Raw genomic sequence first — 23,456 nt, forward strand, 5'->3', positions numbered from 1 at the left:
GATTTAACTCGTAAAAATAATTTACAAACCTAAAATCATCGATAATAATACGCCGCTTTTCTTTGTTCCGATCATATTTTAATCAGGTAATATTATGTCAACGCCAAATTCTGCAAAACCAGCAAATCCAGCACCATTAGGCCTAATGGCTTTCGGTATGACCACTATTTTATTAAATCTACATAACGTAGGTTTATTCCCATTAAGCTCTGTTATTTTAGCCATGGGCATCTTTTACGGCGGCATCGCGCAAGTTATCGCCGGTATCATGGAATACAAAAACGGCAACACCTTTGGTACCACTGCATTCACCTCTTACGGTATGTTCTGGTTATCATTAGTTGGCTTGATCTTAATGCCAAGCATGGGTCTAGGCGAAGCAACGTCGGAAGCATTCCTTGCCTCTTACCTTGCGATTTGGGGTATCTTCACGACTTTCATGTTTGTAGCCACTTTAGCGCGCTACCCAGTAGCCAAACAAACCGTATTTGGCAGCCTAGCAGTATTGTTCTTCTTACTAGCGGCTGGTGACTTCACCGGCAGTGTGGCGATTGGTCACCTTGCTGGCGTAGTGGGCATCTTCTGTGGCTCAAGCGCGATTTACCTTGCAATGGCCACCGTGATCAACAATGAATTTGGTCGTACGGTATTGCCAATCGGCGAGAAAAAAGTATCAGCATCGGTAGAGTCTATTAAAGCCGCTGCTTAATACTGAATAAAAGCAACACGATGAAAACCTCAGTCATATGGCTGGGGTTTTTTATTGTTTGCGATTTATGAGATAGATTTTATTTTGAGGCTGTAATACTATTGAACCACACCATTAGGTGTTAACAATTTTATTAATTATTCTCAGGGCGGGGCGCAATTCCCCACCGGCGGTATATAGCGCAATACGACGTTATCAGCCCGCGAGCGCTTGATCTCATGATCAAGGTCAGCAGATCTGGTGAGAACCCAGAGCCGACAGTGATAGTCTGGATGGGAGAGGATAAATATACGCGTTGCGTTGAAGTTAATACTTCACGATGACGGGTATGACATTTAGTATTTTACTAAGTGAGTTTGACCTTGCTTGCGCGATTTAAAATGCATGGCACTGTCTTACCCCTTCTGCAATAGCCCTGATTCTGGTACCTACAGGAGCTTTACCATGAATCAGAACCAACCTTCTCTACTTGCCGAATACGGTAACCCAATCGAACGTGTTGAAGCGGCATTAGTGGCACTACAGCAAGGTAATGGCGTATTAGTGCTTGATGATGAAGATCGCGAAAACGAAGGCGATATCATTTATTCAGCAGAAAATCTGACCGATGCACAAATGGCATTAATGATCCGAGAAGGCAGCGGTATTGTGTGTTTATGCTTGTCTGATGAGCAAGCCGAGAAACTGGCATTGCCGCCAATGGTGGTTAATAACAACAGCCAAAACCAAACGGCTTTTACCGTGTCGATTGAAGCTAAGCAAGGCGTGACAACTGGCGTTTCAGCAGCTGATCGCGTCACAACCATTAAAACTGCTATTTTTTCGGATGCCAAGCCTGATGATCTGGCGCGTCCTGGTCATGTGTTCCCATTGCGTGCGCGTAAAGGTGGGGTGCTGAGCCGTCGCGGTCATACCGAAGGCACAACCGATCTGATGCAATTAGCCGGTTTAAATCCTGCGGGCGTATTGTGTGAAGTGACCAATCCAGATGGCACTATGGCACGAGCACCCGAGATTGTCGCTTTTGGTAAATTGCATAATATGCCAGTCTTAACCATTGATGATATAGCGTTATATCGCGAAGCGTTAATGAAGAAGCAAGCGTAACGCTCACCAATAAGTCGAAGCTAGATTAGAAACCTCGAACCGAAAATAACCAGGTTCGAGGTTTTTTTATGCCGCTAGCAAAATACTCTCCATGAATGTGATGTAAGCGTGATTTTTATTTTTCAAACTGGCGTTTAATTACTGGATCGTTAGTAGCACATAAAAAGAGGCAACAAAATGTAAACATCAACACTAAATAAAATCATGATTATTGGTTCAGGTGTACTTGGCGGTCAAATCGCTTTCCAAAGTGCATTTAAAGGCAAAGATGTCATTTTTATGATATTAATGATGAAGCGTTAGATCGCTGTCGTGCTGCGCATGCGAGCTATCATGCGATATACAAAGATCAAGTTGGTGCTACTGAAGCTGAAATTAACGCGGCGATTCAGCGCCTCACTTATACCACTGATCTAGAAGGTTCGGTGGAAGGTGTGGATTTTGTGATTGAAGCTGTGCCAGAAGTACCAGAAATTAAAAATAGCTTTTATGCACAATTAGCGGCATGCCTACCTGAAAAAACCATTATCGCCAGCAACTCTTCAACGCTTTTACCAAGTGATTTTGCTGCCGTGACTGGTCGTCCAGAAAAATTCTGTGCGCTGCATTTTGCCAATTATGTATGGGAATATAACTTTGCCGAAGTGATGGCTCATGCCACTACGAGTGAAGCGACACTAGAACAAGTATTCAAATTCGCGATTGAAATTGGCATGGTGCCAGTACCAGTTGAAAAAGAAAGTAACGGTTACGTGCTAAATGATTGGTTTATGCCTTTATGCCAAGCCAGCTTAACGCTATTGGTTAACGGTGTCGGCTCGGCAGAAAATATCGACCGTTCATACATGCTATTTAATCGTGGCGGTAAAATGGGTCCACTCGCAATGCTGGATATGGTTGGTATGAACACTGCGATCAATATTCTTAATTACTGGGGTAATGTCGGTAACGATCAGCAAATGCTCACCAATGCTGAATACCTAAAAACCCATTACGCCGATAAAGGTCACCTTGGCGTATTAAGCGGCCAAGGCTTCTACACCTATCCAAACCCAGCGTTTGAATCAGACGATTTCTTATCTGTGCAGAACTACGACGTAGTGGCTGAAATGGTGGCAAAAACCAAGCATTAATACTGTTGTCGCTTGCTAAAACCTCAAGCAATACAAACAAAAAAGGCGTAGTAGGAATTAACCTGCTACGCCTTTCTTTAATATGGTGGCCCCTCCCAGACTCGAACTGGGGACCTAACGATTATGAGTCGTGCGCTCTAACCAACTGAGCTAAGGGGCCAAATTTGTGCTGTGATTATAGGGGAATGAGTGAAAGCTGTCTAGACTCTAGGTTGCCCAATTGTGTACGCTTTATAACCACTTAAACCAATGTTCTATTCTAGACGCAAAAAAGGTGAGCTAAGCCCACCTTTTTAATTATTCATTACAGCAAATGTGCGTATTCAATAAAGAATATTACTCGTCTAGGAAGCTGCGCAATGTTTCTGAGCGGCTTGGATGACGAAGTTTACGCAGTGCTTTCGCTTCAATCTGACGGATACGTTCGCGTGTTACGTCGAATTGCTTGCCCACTTCTTCTAACGTGTGGTCGGTGTTCATATCGATACCAAAACGCATACGCAGCACTTTCGCTTCACGTGGCGTTAGACCTGCTAGAACATCTTTAGTGGCAAACTTCAAGCTGGTTGAGGTTGCAGAGTCTAAAGGTAGCTCTAGGGTAGTATCTTCAATAAAGTCACCTAAGTGCGAATCTTCGTCATCACCGATAGGTGTTTCCATTGAGATTGGCTCTTTAGCAATTTTCAGTACTTTACGGATCTTGTCTTCCGGCATTTGCATGCGTTCAGCCAATTCTTCTGGTAACGGTTCACGACCCATTTCTTGTAGCATCTGACGAGAGATACGGTTCAATTTGTTAATGGTTTCGATCATGTGTACCGGAATACGAATAGTACGTGCTTGGTCGGCAATTGAACGAGTGATTGCTTGACGGATCCACCAAGTCGCATAAGTTGAGAACTTATAACCACGACGATATTCAAACTTATCAACTGCTTTCATCAAACCAATGTTACCTTCTTGGATCAGATCCAAGAATTGTAAGCCACGGTTGGTGTATTTCTTCGCGATAGAAATAACCAGACGCAAGTTCGCTTCAACCATTTCTTTCTTGGCGCGACGAGCTTTTGCTTCACCGATAGACATACGACGGCTAATGTCTTTAATGTTTTGTACGCTTAACGACGTTTCATCTTCAATGGTTTTTAGCTTGTAGATGCAGCGACGAAGATCTTCCTCACTTTGACGAATTTTCTCAGAGTAAGGTTTGCCTGACGCTAATACGTCATCTAACCATGCATCGGAAGATTCATTACCAGTAAAGGCTTGGACAAATGCTTTTTTCGGCATTTTTCCGTATTCAACCACGGTACGAATGATCAAGCGTTCTTGAGTTCGTGCACGATCCATTGAGTTTTTCAAACCATTAACAAGGTAATCAAACTGTTTTGGGATCAAACGGAATTGACGGAAAACATCCAAGAATTCTTGTTTGCTGGCGTTAATCGCTTTGCTTTGACGACCGTGTTCATTGATCGACAATTGGAGATTCTGATAAGTATTACGAAGCTCAGTGAAGCGTTCAAGAGCAAGCTCAGGATCGATACCTGTGTCTTCTTCTTCCTCGTCCTCATCTGAATCGCTGTCTTCATCATCTTCGTCATCACTGTCATCATCACTAACAGCAAGCTCAGAACCAACGTGTGTTGCGGTTGGCGCAGCATTGCCATCATCATCAGGATCAACAAAGCCTGAAATGATGTCAGTAAGGCGAAGCTCTTCAGCTTGAACTTTATCGAACTGTTCAAGGATGTAAGAAATAGTGCCAGGGAATTCTGCAACCGAACACTGTACTTGGTTGATGCCATCTTCAATGCGTTTTGCAATGTCGATTTCACCTTCACGAGTCAGTAGTTCCACTGTTCCCATTTCACGCATGTACATACGGACTGGGTCGGTGGTGCGGCCAATTTCACTTTCTACGCTTGAAAGTGCGGCAGCAGCGGCTTCGGCTGCATCTTCATCGGCTACGGCTTCATTCAACATTAGATCGTCCGCATCTGGTGCGGTTTCAACGACTTGGATGCCCATGTCGTTAATCATTTGAATGATGTCTTCTACCTGTTCTGAATCTACGATTTCTTCAGGTAGGTGGTCATTTACTTCGGCGTAGGTCAGATAGCCTTGTTCCTTACCTTTTGCGACAAGTAACTTTAGCTGTGACTGCGGATTTTGATCCATCGACGATATCCAACTTGAGGTCTGAGTGAAGAATATTAGTATGCGAAATGCAAACCGCCAATAATAACAAATTTATTCATTGCTGACCACCGAGCTTTAACAACCCAAAGTTATACCAACTTTAAACGCGGTACGCTTTAAGTTTTGATTGCCTGAGTGTTAATGGCTAAGTGGTTGGAGCGAGATAACTAAGGACGTTGAAGAATCAAGTCTTGCAACTCCCGTCTCTCCTCGACTGATAAGCCGGAGCTTCTTTCTCTCGCTTGCAAAGTTTCAATTTGTTTACTGATACATTGAGCTAGTATTTTATCCAATGTATCTAAAAAAACATCTTGTTCATTATCATCATTGAGGGGGATATCCCAATTCATTAATCTTGACAATAATGCTTCAATTTTGGTTTCACGCCAGTTTTCTATTAACTGACCCGACTTGATATGGGGCTTTTCTCGACAAATATCAAGTACGTTGAGCAATAAACTTAATCCGGGTATGTCTATATCTTTAATACTGGTTAGATCCGGTACTAATTCAGCATAGCTCGGTTTTTGCAAAAGCAGAGCAATAACTACCCTCATTGGGGTGCGTTTTATTTCTTTATGTGGTTGAGGCACGCTTTGCTGTTGGCTGGTTTTTGAAATCAACTGCTGCAGTTGTCTTTCGTCCAATAGTCCGAGTTTTTTACCGAGTAAATCTCGTAAGTATAGTCGTAATGTGCCACCAGGGACTTTTTCGATCAAAGGGACCGCTAATGCTGTAAGTTTAGTTTTACCTTCATTGCTACTGGTATCGACTTCCTTCATCAAGGTGCCAAATAAAAATTCAGACAATGAGGTGGCATGAAAAACTTGTTGCTCGAACGCTTCTTTACCGTGCTGGCGAATGTAAGTATCAGGATCTTCACCATCGGGTAAAAACATAAATTTTAGTTGTCGGCCATCATTAAGATAAGGTAGGGCATTTTCCATTGCGCGCCAAGCGGCTTCTCGGCCAGCGCGGTCACCATCATAACAACACACCACAGTCCCGGTTTGACGATACAAGAGTTGCATGTGATCGCCTGTGGTTGACGTGCCCAATGCCGCAACAGCGTAATCGACGCCATATTGCGCTAGTGCCACCACATCCATATAGCCTTCAACCACTAAGATCTGTTCTGGATCTTTGTGACTCTGCAATACGTCGTATAAGCCGTATAGCTCTTTGCCTTTATGGAATACGGGGGTTTCTGGTGAGTTAAGGTATTTGGGTTTTTCATCACCAAGTACACGGCCACCAAAGCCAATAACTCGGCCACGGCGATCATGAATCGGGAACATCACTCGACCACGAAAACGGTCGTAGCGGTTGCCTTTTTCGTTCTCAACCAACATGCCGCCTTCAACCAGCATGTCTTGAATATGGTTTTGTTGGCCAAAGTTTTTGCGCACGCTGTCCCATTCATCGGGCACATAACCAATACCAAACTTTTGAACGATTTCACCCGATAGGCCGCGATTTTTTAAATAATCAATCGCCGCTTTATTAGCGCCCAGTTTAAGCTGAGAGCGATAATATTGGCTAATACTGCCCAATAAATCATAAAGATTGCGTTTTTGTTCAGCGTTAACTTTGGGCGTGTTTGATTGGATTTCTTGGCCAGTTGCGCTTTCGCGTGGCACTTCTAAACTCAACTTGCTGGCTAGCTCTTCTATTGCCTCTACGAACTCGAGACGTTCGTATTCCATCAAAAAACCAATCGCATTCCCGCTGACGCCACAACCAAAGCAATGGTAAAACTGCTTGTCTTGGCTGACGTTAAAAGAAGGGGATTTTTCGTTATGGAAAGGGCAGCAGGCGGTGTAGTTCTTCCCTTGCTTTTTTAACTTAACGCGCGGATCTATCACATCGATAATATCGGTGCGAGAAATAACATCGTCGATAAAGTTGCGGGGAATTCTTCCAGCCATAAAGAAGTTTGAGTCCTTAAAATACAAACAAGCCGTGCGATCCCGAAGGAGTGCACGGCTTATTAAAACTTAAGCTTGGGAAATTAAGCTACCTAAGATTAGGCCAGTTTAGAACGAACTAAACCACTTACTTTGCCCATATCTGCACGACCTTGAAGTTGAGGTTTTAATACCCCCATTACGTTACCCATGTCTTGCATGCCCGCAGCACCAGATTCAACAATAGCACTTTCAATCAGTGCAATCACTTCTTCTTCGCTTAACGGTTGAGGCATAAATTCCTCAAGTACGGTAATTTCTGCTTTTTCAGCATCAGCAAGATCTTGACGATTTGCTGCTTCAAATTGCGTAACAGAATCGCGACGTTGTTTAACCATCTTAGTCATTATCGCAATGATGTCTTCATCGGTAAGCGTAATACGCTCATCGACTTCACGTTGCTTAATGGCTGATAGAGCTAAACGAATAGTGCCAAGGCGCGGTTTGTCCTTGGCTTTCATCGCTGATTTTTGCTCTTCTTTGAGTTGTTCAATTAGAGCCATAACTCAGTCCTTAATTGGAATAAGTTATTAGTACAAGCGAACGCGACGAGCGTTTTCGCGAGACAGCTTCTTAGCATGACGCTTTTGAGCTGCTGCTTTAGCGCGTTTACGTACAGTTGTTGGTTTTTCGTAATGCTCACGACGACGCACTTCAGAAAGAACACCTGCTTTTTCGCAAGAGCGCTTGAAACGACGTAATGCTACGTCAAACGGTTCGTTATCACGTACTTTAACTACTGGCATATGCCTTTCACCTCAGGGGTTATTATTTAATGCTGATTCTTACAATCGACCCTAAAAAGTTAGAGTAGATATTAATCAGCCAGATCAAAATGGTGCGGAATTTTAATCCGATCACTACCTATTTGTAAAGCATTATCAAGGTAAGAACTGGTTAATTTTTTTCCGAGGCGGTAAGATTACCCATAATTTAAGAAAAATCAACTATTCGACACCATTGGTCGTGAGAAATTTTATGCGCATTTTAGGAATTGAAACATCGTGTGATGAAACTGGCATCGCTATTTTTGATGAACAACAGGGTTTGTTATCACATCAACTGTACAGCCAAGTAAAATTACACGCCGATTATGGTGGCGTAGTGCCTGAGCTGGCATCGCGAGATCACGTTAAAAAAACCATCCCTTTAATTAAGGCGGCCTTAGCAGAAGCTGGCTTAACCTCAAAAGATATTGATGGCGTGGCTTATACCGCAGGCCCTGGACTAGTCGGGGCGCTATTGGTTGGCGCAACTATAGGCCGCAGTTTGGCTTATGCGTGGGGCGTTCCTGCTGTACCTGTGCATCACATGGAAGGGCACTTACTTGCACCAATGTTAGAAGACAATCCGCCAGAGTTCCCATTTGTGGCATTGTTGGTATCGGGTGGTCACACCATGATGGTCGAAGTGAAAGCGATTGGTGAATACACTATTTTAGGGGAGTCGGTCGATGATGCCGCCGGTGAAGCGTTTGATAAAACCGCTAAGCTGATGGGATTGGATTACCCTGGTGGACCATTATTATCGAAGCTGGCAGAAACGGGCACCAAAGGGCGTTTTCGATTCCCACGCCCAATGACCGATCGTCCGGGCTTGGATTTTAGTTTCTCCGGTTTAAAAACTTTTGCCGCTAATACCATTCGCGCCAATGACGATGATCCGCAAACTCGCGCAGATATCGCTTATGCGTTCCAAGAAGCGGTATGTGACACCTTGGTGATTAAATGTCGCCGCGCGCTAGAACAAACCGGTTTAAAACGTATCGTGATTGCCGGTGGCGTGAGTGCCAACAAGCAATTGCGCTTGTCATTAGAAGCGCTCGCGAAGAAAGTCGGTGGTGGAGTGTATTATCCACGAACTGAATTTTGTACCGATAATGGCGCGATGATCGCGTATGCCGGAATGCAGCGTCTACGCAATGGTGAGATGACTGATTTATCGGTGCAAGCGCAACCTCGCTGGCCGATTGATCAATTAAAACCGATCACTGAGTAATACCCACTCCATTTTGATAAATTATTAAATATCTGGAATGGGTATAACCACAACTTCAGCTCTATCCATAAACTAAAAACGGCAACCTATTGAAGGTTGCCGTTTTTGTTGGGTATGCTTTTGATTCGGGGCTAGATCGTACTCTTCGATTTCACTTTTGGCTCACTGCCATCGATCAGGCGTTTGATATTTTGATAGTGCCGAAAGATAATTAAGCACGACAGCATTGCCACCGGAATAGTGTACTGCGGCTTCACCATCCAAGTGTAAAACGGGATCAACAGCGCGGTGATAATCGCCGCCAGTGATGAGTAACGAGTAAAGAAAAAGGTCATTAACCAAGTGGTGATCACCATGCCGGTTAAATCCAGTCCAATCGGGGCCAGTGTTCCTAATGCCGTCGCCACCCCTTTACCGCCTTTAAAGTGAAAAAATAACGGATAGATATGGCCGATACAAGCCGCTAAGCCAATAAAGCCTAACATTAAAGGTTGAATATTAAGAAAGTAACTGGCCCATACCGGGATCATGCCTTTTAACACATCACATAATAATACAGCAACGGCCGCCCATTTACCGCCGACTCTTAATACATTGGTGGCGCCGGGGTTGTTTGAGCCTTGGGTGCGAGGGTCGGGAAGATGGCAGACACGACAGATCAGCACCGCACTCGAAATGGATCCGAGTAAATAGGCGAGAATGATCATTATGAGTACCACTATGCTCATAGTCTTCCTTGGAGGTAGTGTATTATCTTGAAGTTACTTGGGTATATAATATTATGCTCAGCATCTTACGTGTTTTTATACCGCTTGGGTATCCGATCAGTCACACTCAAGGGGAAAAACCAATCAAAAGGAATCAACATGGCTTTGGATAAAGTATTTATCGACCAACTCGAAGTGATCACCACCATTGGCGCTTACGATTGGGAGCAAGAGATTAAGCAGAAGTTAGTACTTACTATTGAAATGGCGCATGATAATAGAAAACCCGGTTCAAGTGATGATGTAGAAGATGCTTTAGATTATGCCAAAGTGAGTCAGGCGGTGTTGGCGCATATTGAGGGTGGTCGATTCTTGTTGGTAGAGCGAGTAGCAGAAGAAGTGGCGCAATTAATTATGCAAAGCTTTAATGTGCCTTGGGTTAAAATCCACTTAACCAAACCAGGCGCAGTACCACAAGCTAAAGGTGTTGGCGTGATCATTGAACGAGGCCGTCTGTGACCCTAGCTTACATTGGGGTAGGCAGTAATCTTGAGCGGCATCAGCATATCCAAGCAAGCTATCAAGAATTATTAAAAGTAAGTAATCACTTACGCTGTTCTGCTGTGTATGAGTGTCAGCCGGTTGGTTTTGATAGTCATGCTTTTTATAATTTGGTCATCGAGATAGAAACCTCTCTGTCTTTGCTTGAACTGCAACAAAGGTTAAAGCAAATCGAGCTAAAATGGGGTCGAGCCAAAGATGCCCAGAAGCTGCAAGATCGTACTCTTGATTTGGATATATTGCTGTTTGGTGAGCAGGCTTCAATCGATAACCCAGTGTTACCGCGAAGCGATATTTTCAACTATGAATTTGTGCTGAAACCATTGTATCAACTAAACCCTTATTTAGTCTTACCTGATGATTGCCGAACGGTTGCGAAGGTATGGCAGCAGTTTGAAAACAAAGGCAGTTTAACGGTGGTTGAGTTTAAATTTACGCCTTAAGCTCTAATGACAATAAGTTCTAATAGTTCGAAAATGAACATAAAAAAAGCAGAGAATATGATCTCTGCTTTTTTGATTTAGCTGTTATGAATAGCTGGTTAGGGTTATTACAACCACGCCATGCCCAGCAATAACAAACCAAATAGAATGCGGTAAATACCGAAGCCGACAAAGGTAAATTTGGCTAAGAAATTGATAAACCATTTGATCACAAAGTAGGCCACGATAAATGCGGTGATAAAGCCAACTGCTAAGTTGATAAAGTCGCTACTAGTGAAATCTTGATAATGCTTTAATAAGTCATAACCTGATGCCGCCGCTAAAACTGGCAAGCCAAGCAAGAATGAAAATTCAGCACAAGTTTTACGATTCAAGCCAACTAACATCGCGCCAATAATGGTTGAACCCGCGCGGCTTGTGCCGGGAATTAAAGCAAAAATCTGCGCAAAACCAATCCACATAGCTTGCTTCATGGTGACGTCATTTACATCGGTAGTCGGGCATTGTTCTTCTTTATAAAAGCGCTCAACCCAAATAAAGATGATACCACCGATAATAAACATAGTGCCAACAATAGTGACACTAAACAACGCTTTCACAATATCACTCATCAAGAAACCAATAATACCAATCGGTAAAAATGCCACTGCAACTTTGACCCATAACGAGAAATATTTAGGGTGGAATTTTTCTTTATAATTGGCAATGACCGCTAAAATAGCCGCAACTTGGATGATAACTTCAAAGGCTTTATTTGAGGCAGTATCAGGAATGTTTAACCATTGGCTGGCAACAATCATATGTCCGGTCGACGAGATAGGTAAAAATTCCGTGATCCCTTCAATGATACCGAGAATAATAGCGTGAAAAATATGCATATCGAGTTGTGATCCTTATACATTCCATTACATCAATAATGGCGATTTAGCGTTAATATTAAAAAATTATGCACACTTTGCCTTGCTAACGGTTAACAATCAACCTTGTAACGGGCTTATTTGCGTTATTGACAATAACCTTACTTATATCGTACTTATGACAGTGCTAATTTGATCTGCTCAATACTGGCAATGCGCTGCTTATCCAGCTCTTCTCGAATCGCTTTACCCTGAAAACCTTGGGCAATAATATCACTGACATCAATCGCGTTTGCAGCTTGATAATAAGCTTGTAGGCGCTTGGCTTGAGGATACGGTTGTCGCTCCAAGCCTTTGCGCCCTTGATGGTCCGCTTGGCAGCAAAGTAATACTTGCTTAAAACGTTCAGGTCTTCGCCAAGCATCGAGTTGACTCAGGAGTTTGAGGGCGGTTGAAGCTTTTAGTTCCGCCGCGCGATGAATATTGGAATGATGCTGGCAAACCAGTAGTGCTAGCTCTCGGCATTCATTTGGCACTTTCACGCGCGTGCTGAGGGCTTTGATTAAGTTAAGGCCAGTATGACAATGCATCTTATGACTTGGCCATTCGGACTCAGGAGTGACCCCTTTGCCTAAATCGTGCACTTGAGCAGCAAAACGGACACTGACTTGTGAGCTTAGTAATGCCGCTTGCTCTGCCACCATTAAAGTGTGAATGCCGGTGTCGATTTCTGGGTGCCATTTTTCAGGTTGAGGTACGCCAAATAATGCGTCGATTTCCGGTAAGATCACCTTTAAAGCGTCGCAATCTTTGAGCACTTGTAAGAACACTTGTGGGGCGGATGTTGTTAACGATTTATGCCACTCTTGCCATACACGTTCCGCAGTTAGGTGAGTCAGTTCTCCACTGTCTGCCATGCTTTTCATTAAGGTTAGAGTTTCTGGCGCTACGCGAAACCCTAACGGTGCTAACTTAGCCGCAAAACGAGCCACACGCAGCACTCGCAGAGGATCTTCACTAAAGGCGTCGGAAACGTGGCGCAAGATCTTATTCTCAAGATCGGCTTGGCCACCGTAAGGATCGTACAAGGTACCTTGTGCATCTTCAGCAATGGCATTAATGGTGAGATCGCGCCGAGCCAAATCCTGTTCGAGGGTGACATCGGGGGCGTAAAAGCACTCAAAGCCGTTATAGCCTTGGCCCGATTTACGTTCTGTGCGAGCAAGGGCATATTCTTGTTGGGTTTTGGGGTGTAAAAATACCGGAAAGTCTAACCCGACCGCGCGAAAGCCTTGGCTTAGCATTTGCTCGGGCGAACTGCCGACCACTACCCAATCTTGGTCGTGACTGGCAATGCCAAGCAATTTATCGCGCACCGCCCCGCCTACTAAGAATATCTCCATCATCAATCCTATTTCCATTCGCTAGCAATATGCTATTCATTTACACCTAATATGCCAACATTCTAACAAGAAAGCGAAGTACACCGCATGTGTGTAGCTATAAATAAAGTGGCGATTAGTGTAGTTTAGGACGCATTAGAGAGTGAATCTCCCGACGATTTGAGAGTGTGACATGTACAAGGACTTTTTTGGCCTATCAGAATTACCGTTTACCATAGTGCCGAGCTCGCGTTATATCTTTTTAAGTGCCCGTCATCGAGAGGCGATGAATCACTTGCAAGCCGGTTTAGGTGGCGGCGGCGGGTTTGCGTTATTAACGGGGGAAGTAGGAACCGGTAAAACCACGGTATCCAAAGCCATGTTGACGCAACTGGAAGATAACGTCAAAACCGGATTATTACTCAATCCAACTTATAGCGGTTCGGATTTATTGGAAGCGATTTGTGATGAGTTCTCAATTGAATATCAAGAATCGGCATCATTAAAGCAATTGACTCAAGCGATTTACCTCTACCTACTTGAGAACCACGGCCAAGGGCTGCAAACCCTATTATTGATTGATGAAGCCCAGCATTTATCGGCAGCTGTGCTTGAGCAGTTACGCTTATTGACTAACCTAGAAACTGAAAACCAGAAGCTACTTAAAGTGCTATTAATTGGCCAGCCAGAATTGCAATATAAACTGCAAACGGAAGAGTTGCGCCAATTAGCTCAGCGTATCACCGGTCGTTATCATTTATTGCCTTTGAGCACCCAAGAGGTGGCGCAATATATTCAATTTCGAGTAAAAGTTGCTGGCGGCAGTTACGATATGTTTAGCGCCAAAGCAGTCAAAAAAATAGCCAAGCAAACTTATGGTGTACCTCGACTGATTAATTTAGTTTGTGATAAATGTTTGTTGTATGCCTACTATGGCGGCGAGCCGATGGTGTCGGGGGCGATCGCCGCCAAAGCGTGTGAAGATGTGATGACATTTCAGCGTCCTAGGTCTACTCAACTGGCCAATGGATTGGTGCGAATGGGCTCTCAACAAACTCATGCAGGTTTACAGCACCAGGGTTTTCAATTGGCAGCTAAGTCAAAAAAACCTTGGTTGAGTTACAGCATAAGTCTGATACTTGGCGTTGCGGTCGCGGTATCAGCTTGGTTGTATGCCCCGCAATTATTAAATAAAGCCACGGGTTTAACCTCCAAAATAGCCTTATCCAATCAAAGTTCAACCCAACAAAAAAATAACCAAACCGACCCTGTTATTAGCACGAATACCGAACAGGTTGAGCAGCTTATTTCCCCTTATATTCAATTAAGCCATAATCCAATTAGTGCGATGCAGTCATTATTTTCATTATGGGGTTATCAAGTTGATAGTTCTGATGCCAATTGTGACCAAGCGGTTCGAGCCGATTTATATTGCTATCAATCGAAAGGCAGTTTAAATGATCTGGCAGTGATCAATCGCCCGGCAATGTTGACGCTACAAGCCAATTATCGCACCTATTTTGCTATTCTTTACCGAGTAAATAAAAGCCAATCGGAATTGTTGTTAGCTGATAAACGGGTGCGAGTACCCAATCAGTGGTTGGCAAAGAATTGGAACGGAGAGTATCAATTACTTTGGCATAGTAAAATGGCCGATCAAACCTTAAAAATCAATGATCGTGGTTCAAATGTGACTCAGTTAAATAATGAGTTATCTCAGGTTTTAGGTGACTCATTATCACAAACTTCAGTGTTTGATCAGAGGGTGAAAAGTAAAGTTGAAGCCTTTCAAATGTGGCAAGGGATCAATGTCGATGGTATAGCCGGTAAAAAAACTTTGATGCTTCTCGATAGCTATTCCAATACGAATGCCCCTCAATTGTTGGTTTCACCGACCAAAGCGGTTTCTCCAAAAATTGGGAGTGAGAGCTAATGTCACAAGTGATGAAGGCACTACAACAATCAGAACAAGCACATCAATCTCAACTGCCACCTAAGCCTGATGTCGCCAGTTATCGTTATGTTCCAGTACAAAAAACAGTGCGCAAATGGTTGATGGTCGCTTTGTTTGTTTTACCTTGTTTGGTGGTGCTGGCTTGGTTGTTGATTAAGCCACGAATAACGCCAAAACCGATTGAAAAACCACTACCGACAGCGATGGTGCAATCAAAGCCAACTGCCGAGTTATTACCTTTTCCATCGGTGGGGGATTTACGTCCGTTACCTGCTAAAAAAATAAAGCCAAAACCAGCAGTAAGAAAAGTCACCACAGTGGCGAGTAAACCTAAGGAATCAAAATCGCAAGGTCGCGTGATCAAAACCAATCAAGTCAATGCTTCATCAGAGCAAAACCAAGCATGGAATGTCGATGATATTGATATGTCAGGTGTGTCTTCGGATATTGCCGAACGCTTTAAGCAAGCAATGGAAGCTCAAGAAGTCTCAGACGATACGCCAACGTCAATCAGCGAAAAAAGCACCATTCAGACCTATAAAAATCCGAAGTCTTATGCTAGCAAGCCCCAACCTAATCCGACTTTTGATAAGCCGATGGTGAACTTAGTGGGTAATGAAAAACGCTATAAAGGTCGACTGCCTAAAATGAATTTCCAAACGCACATGTATTCTTCTAAATCGAGCAGTCGTTGGCTTAAAGTCAATGGCAAAGATATGCACGAAGGAGATTGGATCATCGACGATACGGTGCAGTTAGAAAAAATTCTACCGGGTAGTTTAGTGGTGCATTTTGATGGGCAGAATATTCAAATTCCCGCTTTATATGAATGGGGTGGTTAGGCAATTTTTCCTACCAAATAATCTAGAAAAAACATAAAAATCGTGGTCTAGTGCCACGATTTTTTTTGGCTTGATATTTTTAAATGCGCGCCATTTTCGCAACGTAATCGATTTCTTATTGATAATAACAGCATTTAGCGCAATGTTTGTTGTGTTTTTGATGGTAGAATTCGCGAGTTTGTTTTTCATATCAAAAGAAGGGTGATGTATGTTACAGGTTTTACAAGGTGCTCAAATGTTGTTTGTCGCATTTGGCGCGCTGGTATTAGTACCGTTATTAACTGGGCTTGATCCCAACGTTGCACTATTTGGTGCCGGTCTGGGTACTTTGATTTTTCAGGTGATCACTAAGCGTAGCGTTCCAATTTTTCTTGCCTCTTCTTTAGCTTTTATCGCTCCGATTATTTATGGTATCCAAATGTGGGGCGTACCAAGTATGCTCGGCGGCCTGATGACAGCCGGTGCGGTTTATGTGTTATTAGGTGTGGTGATCCGCATTCGTGGGGTTGGTTTTATTCATAAATTACTACCACCAGTTGTGGTTGGCCCAGTGATCATGGTGATCGGTTTAGGGCTTGCGCCAGCAGCGGTTAACATGGCAGTCGGTAAAAGTGGTGATGGCGGGGTGCAAATTGTGGCGCATGATGCCGCATTGTGGATCTCGGCAATTTCACTGTTCGTTACCATATTATTAAGCGTATTTGGCAAAGGCTTTTTTAAGTTAGTGCCTATTTTAGGTGGCATTACCTCGGGTTATATCGCCAGTTTATTTTTGGGGGTAGTTGACTTTACCCCAGTACAACAAGCGGCATGGTTGGCACTGCCTAACTTTACCTTCCCTGAGTTTAATATTAACGCCATGTTATTTATGATCCCGGTAGCCATTGCACCGGCAGTCGAGCATGTGGGCGATATTCTGGCGATTTCCAATGTGACCGGTAAAGATTACCTTAAAAAGCCGGGCCTACACCGCACTATGATGGGCGATGGTTTTGCCACTATGGCGGCATCGATGTTTGGCGCGCCACCGAATACCACTTATTCAGAAGTAACTGGCGCGGTAATGCTGACCAAAGCATTTAATCCAGTGATCATGACATGGGCTGCGGTAACGGCGTTAGTGTTGGCGTTTGTGGGTAAACTGGGCGCGATTTTACAAACTATTCCTGTCCCTGTCATGGGCGGTATTATGACCTTATTGTTCGGCTCGATTGCGGTGGTGGGCTTAAACACCTTAATTAAAAACCAAGTCGATCTGCATAAATCACGCAATCTTGTGATCGTGGCGGTGACCTTAGTGTTTGGTATCGGTGGCATGGCATTTGGTATTGGAGAGTTTAGCTTACAGGGTGTGAGCTTAAGCGGTATTGTGGCGATTTTATTGAATCTACTATTGCCAAAAGATCTTGGCGAAAACCATGTAGTAGACAGTGCTCAAATGGAAGTGGATAAAGAATAATACCAATTCAAGAAACTTAATGATCTCTCTATATTGTTGGTGATGAAAAATGTCAAAGAACAGGGACGTTCTTTTTCAAGTGCCCAAGGAGGGTTTAAACGTTTTTTCTTAATCAACAATATGAGCGAGAAAGTTAATGTATAGTGTTTTTTGCTATTTAAGAACTCTCAATTTTACGCTATTCCCATCACCTCAATCCTCTCGGCGATCAACTTGCCACACTCTTGTTTTACGACTTTTCTGAGCCACTCTTGTGCGGGTGAATGATGACAGCGATCATGCCAAATCATCGAATAATCAAATGGCTCGAGACGAAACGGCAAGGTCTTAATGATTAAGTTGTAACGCTTAGCCACTAAGTAGGCCAGATCGGCCGGAACGGTGATAATCAAGGGAACGGTATTGATTATCGCAAGAGCGGCTTCTAAATGATAAGAGCGTAAAACCAGTTTGATCTCGGGTTGTTCAGCTAATGCATCATCAATCAAGGCTTTAACACCGTCACTGATCGCGATCATGGCATGACGAGCGTTTAAGTAATCCTCTAAAGTGAGCGTTTTTTCTGCCAGCGGATGAGACTTTGAGACTAAGCAAAACACACTGACTTTACCAAGCACTTCGCTGTGCAAAGGTGCAACCGCATAAGTTGGGCGACAGATCGCCAGATCGGCCCCTTGGGTGGTCAACTGTTGAGTCAATTGACCATGTTGTAATGGCATCAATTCTAATCTAATGTCGGGCGCTTCTTGGTAGATGCGTGGCAAGGCAAACGGCAAAATAGTCTGAGTGGCATAATCGGTCGCGGCAATAGTGAATTTTTGCTGACAAGCTTGGGGATCAAAATCTTGCGGTGATAATAAATCGCGTAAATTTTCTAATGGCGTGGTTAAAGAGCGATTAAAATCGAGTGCTTTTTGGGTAGGGATTAACGATTGCCCCTGGCGGGTAAATAACGGATCGTCGAGCAATAAACGTAAGCGAGCTAGAATTCGACTCATGGCAGACTGGCTTAGATTCAAACGCACCGCCGCTTTACTGACGCTGCCTTCTTCGATCAATATGCGTAGCGCAACTAATAGATTTAAGTCGCGGCGATAGATATCTTCAAGTTCCATCTCAATGCTTCCGTTAATGCGAATAAAATTATGACAAGTGCAAATCGAGCGGGGTTTTGCTTTTCTCTCCGCCTATTTCACGGGCAAGTTTTGGCACCAAATAGCCTGAAACTTGCGTCAGTAGTCCAGCCATGATTTCTCGTGCTCGCTTATCACTAACAAAGAAATGCGCCGCGCCTTGGACTTTATCTAACACATGTAAATAATAAGGTAACACGCCAGCTTGGAATAAAGCTCGACTGAGATTAGCTTGCGCTTGCACCTCATCGTTCACCCCTTTTAATAATACACTTTGATTGAGTAACATCACCCCAATCTGCTTGAGTTTATTTAACGAGTGAGTGAGATCGTGATTGATCTCATTCGCATGGTTGATATGAGTCACCATCACCACTTGTAGCCGAGTGTTGTGCAATAGTTGGCATAATCGCTCAGTGATCCTGGCGGGGATCACCACAGGTAAGCGGGTATGAATGCGCAGGGTTTTAATATGCTCAATGGCGCTGATCGCATCAACTAACCATTGCAACTCTTGATCTTTGGCCATCAAAGGATCGCCGCCCGACAAGATCACTTCATCTAGCTCAGGATGGGCGGCAATATAATCTAAGCTGATTTGCCACGCGCTTTTATTGCCTTTGTTATCTTGATAAGGAAAATGGCGACGGAAACAATAACGACAGTTAATCGCACATCCCCCTTTGACTATCATTAATACTCGGCTTTGGTATTTATGCAACAAGCCCGGAATATCGTTATCTTGTTCATCAAGTGGGTCGGTTGAGTAACCTTCATGCACTTCAAATTCTTCACTTAAAGGCAGCACTTGACGCAATAGGGGATCGTGTGGGTTGCCTTTTTCCATTCTATCGACAAAACTTTGTGGTACTCGTTGGGCAAAAAGTTGACGTGCTTTTATGCCTTCAAGCCATGGCGCAGCATCAATTTCAAGTTGAGCGAGTAATTGTAATGGATCCGAAATGGCACCATTGAGCTGCGTTAACCATTGATTTGGGTCATTAGAATGCTCTTGTAATAGCTTTTGTGAGCAACAAGACGAGGAATTTAGGCTGTTTTGCTCAACAGACTCGACTTTTCGGGTTATGATATGCGGCATTGAAATTAACTCAAAGATCTGTAAGAGGACATCATGGCTACAGTTAGCACTAATGAATTCAAAGGCGGTTTAAAATTCATGTTGGATAATGAGCCTTGCTCAATCATCGACAACGAATACGTTAAGCCAGGTAAAGGCCAAGCGTTTAACCGCGTAAAACTGCGCAAACTTTTGTCTGGCAAAACGTTAGAGAAAACGTTCAAATCGGGTGAAAGCTTTGAACAGGCTGACGTGGTTGATGTTGAACTCGGTTACCTATACAGCGATGGTGAATTCTACCATTTCATGAACAACGAAACGTTTGAGCAAATCGCAGCTGATGTAAAAGCGGTTGGCGATATGGCGAAATGGTTAGTTGAAAATGACGTTTGTACTCTAACGTTGTGGAATGATACCCCGATTACAGTCACTCCACCAAACTTTGTTGAACTAGCGGTAACAGAAACCGATCCTGGCCTTAAAGGTGATACTCAAGGTACTGGCGGTAAACCAGCGACATTGAGCACTGGCGCCGTGGTTCGTGTACCACTCTTTATCGCCATTGGTGAAGTAGTGAAAGTGGATACTCGTACTGGTGAATATGTTGGTCGTGTTAAGTAATTTTCATCGTACTAAGTTTAATTCACACTCTATGTTTCAGACGTCATCCCATACCTGATCCTAAGCGAAGAAGATACGGGATCTCGCTTTTTATCTTACTGATGAATTAAGAGCGAGATTCCGGATAACTCGTCCCTCGTTTCCAGAATGACTAATATTGTTATTAATCATTAATTTAATGATGGGGTAATGATAGCGAGGGCAGATATAAAAAAGCGAGTCACTTCCATTTTGAAGTGACTCGTTTTTTTTTGTTGCTTAGTTGCTTATACCCATTCCATAAATGTAATGCTCGTTCAAAATTGAGTACAGAGAAAAGTGTCAAAGGCCATGGATGGCCTTTTCTCAGCGACCAAGGACGGATCAGCGTCTTTTCGGCGTATTCAAATTGAGCAAATATTAAATGGAATTGATATCAGTTGCTTAGTTGAGTGATTGGTCTTAAATTTAGCGTAAAAATGACGCTACGGCGAAGTTCTGAGTTTGCGCCATAAGCAAGCCAATAATGATCAACAATAAGCCGGCAACCGTTTTACCTATAAGTGAGACATACTGCATATTAAATCGAGAGCTGCCTTGATAGATCTGAATGATCTTCTTACCAGACAGGGTTAATAAGGCAATAGCTGAAATCGTCAACGCAGTACCTATTCCCATTAAAAAGCTGCTTAATACCCCGAGCCAGTACAATCCCATCACATGCGAAAACAGCAACACCATGATCGCACCCGTACAAGGGCGCATGCCTATCCCCAGAATGATCAATAAGTATTGTTTAAAGTTATTGGCATTATTAATGTCATCGGCTGCCACGAAATGCTGGTGGCCACAACCACAGTTTGCATCGTGCTGATGGTTTGTATCGTAACTCTGCAGATTGAGTGATGAGGTGAGCGGTTGCATCGAATGAGCCGCGTCAGTTATCGGCGTCATTTTTTGTATTGATAATCCGGCAGGCTCGCGATTCTTACGCGCTTTGACAAAGTTTTTAACCCCATTATAAATCATCAATATGCCCAGTAATGCCATGATCAACGAACTAGCATCCATAAAATAAAACGATTTATTGTTCACTTCACGCATCGAGGCATTAAATACCCATAATAATGTCGTGACTAAACAAATCGCGACTAACGCTTGAGTGATAGAGGCGGTCACCGTCAACCATAAGCTGGTTTTTACTTTGGTTGGGTGGGTCGATAAGTAGGTAGTGACGATCACTTTGCCATGGCCTGGGCCGAGCGAGTGCAAAATCCCATAAGCAAAACTTAACCCCGAGAAATATAAAATAGCGTGCAGATTATTTGATTTACTTTCAATCAATAAGTTAGCCAGTACATCATTGATTTCTTTTTGCCAATGCATACTTTGCACCAGCAAGTAAGGCCAGATTTGATAGAGAAAATACAATAAACCAGTGAATAACAATGCCAAGATAAAAAACAGGGCATTAGGATTGGTTTTTCTCGCAGTCAACTTCGCTGTTGATGTTGACGGTTTAATAGTGAGCATGAATATCAGCCTTTATTGACAGTTAAGGTGAATGGTTTGGGCAAATAACTGCCCGAGTGGTATGTCAGGCACTACATCCGGTGGGAGCGAGGCTGCATACATCATTTGTTTTGGACTTGGATTGGCCTTATCAATAGATGCTTGGCAATGTGATTTTAATTGATCCGAAAATTGGATTGATGACGTATTTTCCCATTACATATCAACATAATAGGTCGGTTCATATATTTTCAAGGTTAGGTTTTTACTACTGATTGGTACCGGTTGAGCTAACTCTAAATCAAACGATAAGATCAACCTTTTCTTATCATAGCGATAGTTTGCTCGCTCCGCTTCTAAATAACGAATAGGTGTCTCACCTTGGTAGAAATAGGTGTAGTAATGCTCATTTAACAGGTTTTTAATCACATTATCGGCCAATGATTGTAAGGTTTTATCTATGTGTGGCGGCGACGTATCGAGTCCGTCAAGGTTATAAGCACTGATGATCGGATCGTAACGCCAACTCATGGAAATTTTATCAATGCTTTTCCCATCACCATGGAATGTGGTTTGCATATCAATCCAAGCGTGCGGGTGCGCATTGGCTGATAGCGGCAGGAAGACGAAAAAGAGAAATAACGAGATAACTTTCATTGGGTGCCTGTTTAGATTGATTGACAAAAAATGATGGGCTTAGAAAGTAGAATAGTACTTGTCACTTTTTGCCACGCCAACCTTTTCGAGAGTTTTTTCTCATTCATATTTTGAAACACTTTAATTGTTATGATATAACATAATAAATATTTTTGTTATTTCTATAAATAAATGAGGTTGAAATGCGCTGTTTTCTATCAAAGATCCAAACATGTATTGTTATATTATTGACTGTTTTTACGCATAATAGTTTCGCTAAATCGGATGTTAGCCCTAAGGTTTTAGCTTCAATCAAGCCGCTTGCTTTGATTAGTAATGAAATTACTCAAGGGGTAACCGAAGCCGATGTGTTGCTGAATAAAACCGCAAGCCCACACGATTATGTTTTAAAACCTTCCGACATGGTGAAGTTAAAGCAAGCCGATTTAGTGATTTGGGTTGGGCCCGTCCTAGAGCATTTTCTCAACAATACCTTAACGGATGCTTCAAATTCATTGGCATTGTCTGCTCAACCTAGTATTGAGTTCCAGCACTTTACCCATGAAGGGCAAATTTCTATTGGCGATTTTGAGGATGGTGATGGCGACTTGAATCCACATATTTGGTTGGGGCCAGATCAAGCGCTGCAAGCGGCAACGGTGATAGCCAACCGTCTGTCACAAATCGATCCTCAGCATAAAGAGCAATATCAAACCAACTTGGTGAAGTTTAAACTTAACTTACAACATACGGTCGACAGCATTCAACAGCAATTGGCCTCAGTGCGCGATCAAGGATATTTTGTTTTCCATGATGGGTATGATTATTTTGAAAACAAATTTGGTTTGGATAATTTAGGTTATTTTACCGTTGATCCTGAGCGCAAGCCTGGCGCTAAAACAGTGGCAAAGATTCATCAAGCGTTACTGAGCCATAAAGCCGTCTGCGTATTTTCTGAGCCGCAATTTACCCCAGCCATCGTGACCACGGTAATCCAGGGTACGCCGGCAAAACATGGCGAGGTTGATCCACTTGGCAGCGATATTAAAATTGAACCTGGTGCCTATTTTAACTTCTTAACCTCAGTCGCCACGGGTTTTAAGTCGTGTTTACAGCAAGGATAAGACGGGGTTCTGTTTTTATCGTATGATAAGCCTCTATCAATCATCATAGGTT

22 protein-coding genes, 1 tRNA gene and 1 riboswitch are annotated in these 23,456 nt (G+C 43.2%); of the genes, 11 read left to right on the forward strand and 12 right to left on the reverse strand.

Annotated elements, in window-relative coordinates:
- Positions 1–94: 94 nt before the first annotated feature.
- The 3 genes from HC723_RS01785 (at position 95) to HC723_RS01795 (ending at position 2,949) form a co-directional block, all read left to right on the forward strand.
- Positions 95–709 carry an acetate uptake transporter gene (locus tag HC723_RS01785; RefSeq protein WP_153447832.1) on the forward strand — a complete coding sequence of 205 codons (615 nt, stop codon included), beginning with the start codon at positions 95–97 and terminating at the stop codon, positions 707–709.
- A gap of 135 nt (positions 710–844) precedes the next feature.
- A riboswitch (FMN riboswitch) is annotated at positions 845–997 on the forward strand.
- Between the two features lie 156 nt (positions 998–1,153).
- Entirely contained in the window at positions 1,154–1,816 is a 663-nt protein-coding gene (ribB, locus tag HC723_RS01790; RefSeq protein WP_190338007.1) for a 3,4-dihydroxy-2-butanone-4-phosphate synthase, read from the forward strand.
- A 284-nt stretch (positions 1,817–2,100) separates the two neighbouring features.
- The gene (locus HC723_RS01795; RefSeq protein ID WP_342365642.1) at positions 2,101–2,949 is read left to right on the forward strand and encodes a 3-hydroxyacyl-CoA dehydrogenase NAD-binding domain-containing protein; all 849 of its coding nucleotides are present in this window, start codon (positions 2,101–2,103) and stop codon (positions 2,947–2,949) included.
- An 83-nt stretch (positions 2,950–3,032) separates the two neighbouring features.
- Here the strand turns inward: HC723_RS01795 and HC723_RS01800 are convergent.
- The 5 genes from HC723_RS01800 to rpsU form a co-directional block, all read right to left on the reverse strand.
- Positions 3,033–3,109, reverse strand: a tRNA-Ile gene (locus HC723_RS01800).
- Positions 3,110–3,285: 176 nt separating this feature from the next.
- A complete protein-coding gene (gene rpoD / locus HC723_RS01805) occupies positions 3,286–5,130 on the reverse strand; it encodes an RNA polymerase sigma factor RpoD (RefSeq protein ID WP_153447830.1) in 1,845 nt (614 codons plus the stop codon).
- A 188-nt stretch (positions 5,131–5,318) separates the two neighbouring features.
- Positions 5,319–7,079: a DNA primase gene (gene dnaG / locus HC723_RS01810; RefSeq protein ID WP_153447829.1), complete on the reverse strand. Its 1,761-nt coding sequence runs from the start codon at positions 7,077–7,079 to the stop codon at positions 5,319–5,321.
- Between the two features lie 98 nt (positions 7,080–7,177).
- A complete protein-coding gene (locus tag HC723_RS01815) occupies positions 7,178–7,621 on the reverse strand; it encodes a GatB/YqeY domain-containing protein (protein WP_153447828.1) in 444 nt (147 codons plus the stop codon).
- Between the two features lie 27 nt (positions 7,622–7,648).
- Positions 7,649–7,864 (reverse strand): 30S ribosomal protein S21, encoded by a 216-nt coding sequence (gene rpsU / locus HC723_RS01820; protein ID WP_153447827.1) that lies wholly within the window; start codon positions 7,862–7,864, stop codon positions 7,649–7,651.
- A gap of 232 nt (positions 7,865–8,096) precedes the next feature.
- On the opposite strand from rpsU, the gene tsaD reads away from it, so the two are divergent.
- The gene (gene tsaD, locus HC723_RS01825) at positions 8,097–9,116 is read left to right on the forward strand and encodes a tRNA (adenosine(37)-N6)-threonylcarbamoyltransferase complex transferase subunit TsaD (RefSeq protein ID WP_153447826.1); all 1,020 of its coding nucleotides are present in this window, start codon (positions 8,097–8,099) and stop codon (positions 9,114–9,116) included.
- 131 nt (positions 9,117–9,247) lie between these two features.
- Here the strand turns inward: tsaD and plsY are convergent, their stop codons facing one another.
- Positions 9,248–9,844 carry a glycerol-3-phosphate 1-O-acyltransferase PlsY gene (gene plsY, locus HC723_RS01830; protein ID WP_153447825.1) on the reverse strand — a complete coding sequence of 199 codons (597 nt, stop codon included), beginning with the start codon at positions 9,842–9,844 and terminating at the stop codon, positions 9,248–9,250.
- A gap of 138 nt (positions 9,845–9,982) precedes the next feature.
- On the opposite strand from plsY, the gene folB reads away from it, so the two are divergent.
- Positions 9,983–10,342, forward strand: a complete 360-nt coding sequence (gene folB, locus HC723_RS01835) for a dihydroneopterin aldolase (RefSeq protein WP_153447824.1) — start codon at positions 9,983–9,985, stop codon at positions 10,340–10,342.
- Positions 10,339–10,827 (forward strand): 2-amino-4-hydroxy-6-hydroxymethyldihydropteridine diphosphokinase, encoded by a 489-nt coding sequence (gene folK / locus HC723_RS01840; protein WP_190338009.1) that lies wholly within the window; start codon positions 10,339–10,341, stop codon positions 10,825–10,827. The genes folB and folK overlap by 4 nt, the downstream gene beginning before the upstream one ends.
- A gap of 107 nt (positions 10,828–10,934) precedes the next feature.
- On the opposite strand, the gene HC723_RS01845 is transcribed toward folK, so the two are convergent.
- Both HC723_RS01845 and HC723_RS01850 read right to left on the reverse strand, forming a co-directional pair.
- Positions 10,935–11,705: an undecaprenyl-diphosphate phosphatase gene (locus HC723_RS01845; RefSeq protein ID WP_190338011.1), complete on the reverse strand. Its 771-nt coding sequence runs from the start codon at positions 11,703–11,705 to the stop codon at positions 10,935–10,937.
- A 155-nt stretch (positions 11,706–11,860) separates the two neighbouring features.
- Complete coding sequence (locus tag HC723_RS01850) at positions 11,861–13,087, reverse strand: multifunctional CCA addition/repair protein (protein ID WP_190338153.1); 1,227 nt, start codon at positions 13,085–13,087, stop codon at positions 11,861–11,863.
- 172 nt (positions 13,088–13,259) lie between these two features.
- On the opposite strand from HC723_RS01850, the gene HC723_RS01855 reads away from it, so the two are divergent.
- The 3 genes from HC723_RS01855 to HC723_RS01865 all read left to right on the forward strand — a co-directional run bounded on the left by HC723_RS01855 (position 13,260) and on the right by HC723_RS01865 (position 17,321).
- Complete coding sequence (locus HC723_RS01855) at positions 13,260–14,999, forward strand: AAA family ATPase (protein ID WP_190338013.1); 1,740 nt, start codon at positions 13,260–13,262, stop codon at positions 14,997–14,999.
- Positions 14,999–15,862, forward strand: coding sequence for a general secretion pathway protein GspB (locus HC723_RS01860; RefSeq protein ID WP_190338015.1), 864 nt, complete (start codon positions 14,999–15,001; stop codon positions 15,860–15,862). Before HC723_RS01855 ends, HC723_RS01860 begins: the two co-directional genes overlap by 1 nt.
- A 208-nt stretch (positions 15,863–16,070) precedes the next feature.
- Complete coding sequence (locus HC723_RS01865; protein ID WP_190338017.1) at positions 16,071–17,321, forward strand: uracil-xanthine permease family protein; 1,251 nt, start codon at positions 16,071–16,073, stop codon at positions 17,319–17,321.
- Positions 17,322–17,494: 173 nt separating this feature from the next.
- Here the strand turns inward: HC723_RS01865 and HC723_RS01870 are convergent, their stop codons facing one another.
- Together HC723_RS01870 and epmB are read right to left on the reverse strand one after the other, a co-directional pair.
- Complete coding sequence (locus HC723_RS01870; RefSeq protein ID WP_190338019.1) at positions 17,495–18,436, reverse strand: LysR family transcriptional regulator; 942 nt, start codon at positions 18,434–18,436, stop codon at positions 17,495–17,497.
- A gap of 28 nt (positions 18,437–18,464) precedes the next feature.
- The gene (gene epmB, locus HC723_RS01875) at positions 18,465–19,553 is read right to left on the reverse strand and encodes an EF-P beta-lysylation protein EpmB (RefSeq protein WP_190338021.1); all 1,089 of its coding nucleotides are present in this window, start codon (positions 19,551–19,553) and stop codon (positions 18,465–18,467) included.
- A gap of 33 nt (positions 19,554–19,586) precedes the next feature.
- Between epmB and efp the strand changes: the two genes are divergently transcribed.
- A complete protein-coding gene (gene efp, locus HC723_RS01880) occupies positions 19,587–20,153 on the forward strand; it encodes an elongation factor P (RefSeq protein WP_153447816.1) in 567 nt (188 codons plus the stop codon).
- A 447-nt stretch (positions 20,154–20,600) separates the two neighbouring features.
- Here efp and HC723_RS01885 read toward each other — a convergent pair whose 3' ends face one another.
- On the reverse strand, positions 20,601–21,665 hold the full coding sequence (locus tag HC723_RS01885; protein ID WP_190338022.1) for a nickel/cobalt transporter: 1,065 nt from the start codon (positions 21,663–21,665) through the stop codon (positions 20,601–20,603).
- Positions 21,666–21,860: 195 nt separating this feature from the next.
- Positions 21,861–22,301, reverse strand: coding sequence for a DUF1007 family protein (locus HC723_RS01890; RefSeq protein ID WP_190338024.1), 441 nt, complete (start codon positions 22,299–22,301; stop codon positions 21,861–21,863).
- A 227-nt stretch (positions 22,302–22,528) separates the two neighbouring features.
- On the opposite strand from HC723_RS01890, the gene znuA reads away from it, so the two are divergent.
- Positions 22,529–23,404, forward strand: a complete 876-nt coding sequence (gene znuA, locus HC723_RS01895) for a zinc ABC transporter substrate-binding protein ZnuA (protein ID WP_233282229.1) — start codon at positions 22,529–22,531, stop codon at positions 23,402–23,404.
- Positions 23,405–23,456: the final 52 nt, after the last annotated feature.

The organism is Vibrio sp. S11_S32 (assembly GCF_014694465.1).
GTDB lineage: Bacteria > Pseudomonadota > Gammaproteobacteria > Enterobacterales > Vibrionaceae > Vibrio > Vibrio algicola.

Coding starts and splice junctions, on each gene's coding strand:
- HC723_RS01785 (WP_153447832.1), top strand. CDS start 95: ATGTCAACGCCAAATTCTGCAAAACCAGCAAATCCAGCACCATTAGGC.
- ribB (WP_190338007.1), top strand. CDS start 1,154: ATGAATCAGAACCAACCTTCTCTACTTGCCGAATACGGTAACCCAATC.
- rpoD (WP_153447830.1), bottom strand. CDS start 5,130: ATGGATCAAAATCCGCAGTCACAGCTAAAGTTACTTGTCGCAAAAGGT.
- dnaG (WP_153447829.1), bottom strand. CDS start 7,079: ATGGCTGGAAGAATTCCCCGCAACTTTATCGACGATGTTATTTCTCGC.
- HC723_RS01815 (WP_153447828.1), bottom strand. CDS start 7,621: ATGGCTCTAATTGAACAACTCAAAGAAGAGCAAAAATCAGCGATGAAA.
- rpsU (WP_153447827.1), bottom strand. CDS start 7,864: ATGCCAGTAGTTAAAGTACGTGATAACGAACCGTTTGACGTAGCATTA.
- tsaD (WP_153447826.1), top strand. CDS start 8,097: ATGCGCATTTTAGGAATTGAAACATCGTGTGATGAAACTGGCATCGCT.
- plsY (WP_153447825.1), bottom strand. CDS start 9,844: ATGAGCATAGTGGTACTCATAATGATCATTCTCGCCTATTTACTCGGA.
- folB (WP_153447824.1), top strand. CDS start 9,983: ATGGCTTTGGATAAAGTATTTATCGACCAACTCGAAGTGATCACCACC.
- HC723_RS01845 (WP_190338011.1), bottom strand. CDS start 11,705: ATGCATATTTTTCACGCTATTATTCTCGGTATCATTGAAGGGATCACG.
- HC723_RS01850 (WP_190338153.1), bottom strand. CDS start 13,087: ATGGAGATATTCTTAGTAGGCGGGGCGGTGCGCGATAAATTGCTTGGC.
- HC723_RS01855 (WP_190338013.1), top strand. CDS start 13,260: ATGTACAAGGACTTTTTTGGCCTATCAGAATTACCGTTTACCATAGTG.
- HC723_RS01860 (WP_190338015.1), top strand. CDS start 14,999: ATGTCACAAGTGATGAAGGCACTACAACAATCAGAACAAGCACATCAA.
- HC723_RS01865 (WP_190338017.1), top strand. CDS start 16,071: ATGTTACAGGTTTTACAAGGTGCTCAAATGTTGTTTGTCGCATTTGGC.
- HC723_RS01870 (WP_190338019.1), bottom strand. CDS start 18,436: ATGGAACTTGAAGATATCTATCGCCGCGACTTAAATCTATTAGTTGCG.
- epmB (WP_190338021.1), bottom strand. CDS start 19,553: ATGCCGCATATCATAACCCGAAAAGTCGAGTCTGTTGAGCAAAACAGC.
- efp (WP_153447816.1), top strand. CDS start 19,587: ATGGCTACAGTTAGCACTAATGAATTCAAAGGCGGTTTAAAATTCATG.
- HC723_RS01885 (WP_190338022.1), bottom strand. CDS start 21,665: ATGCTCACTATTAAACCGTCAACATCAACAGCGAAGTTGACTGCGAGA.
- HC723_RS01890 (WP_190338024.1), bottom strand. CDS start 22,301: ATGAAAGTTATCTCGTTATTTCTCTTTTTCGTCTTCCTGCCGCTATCA.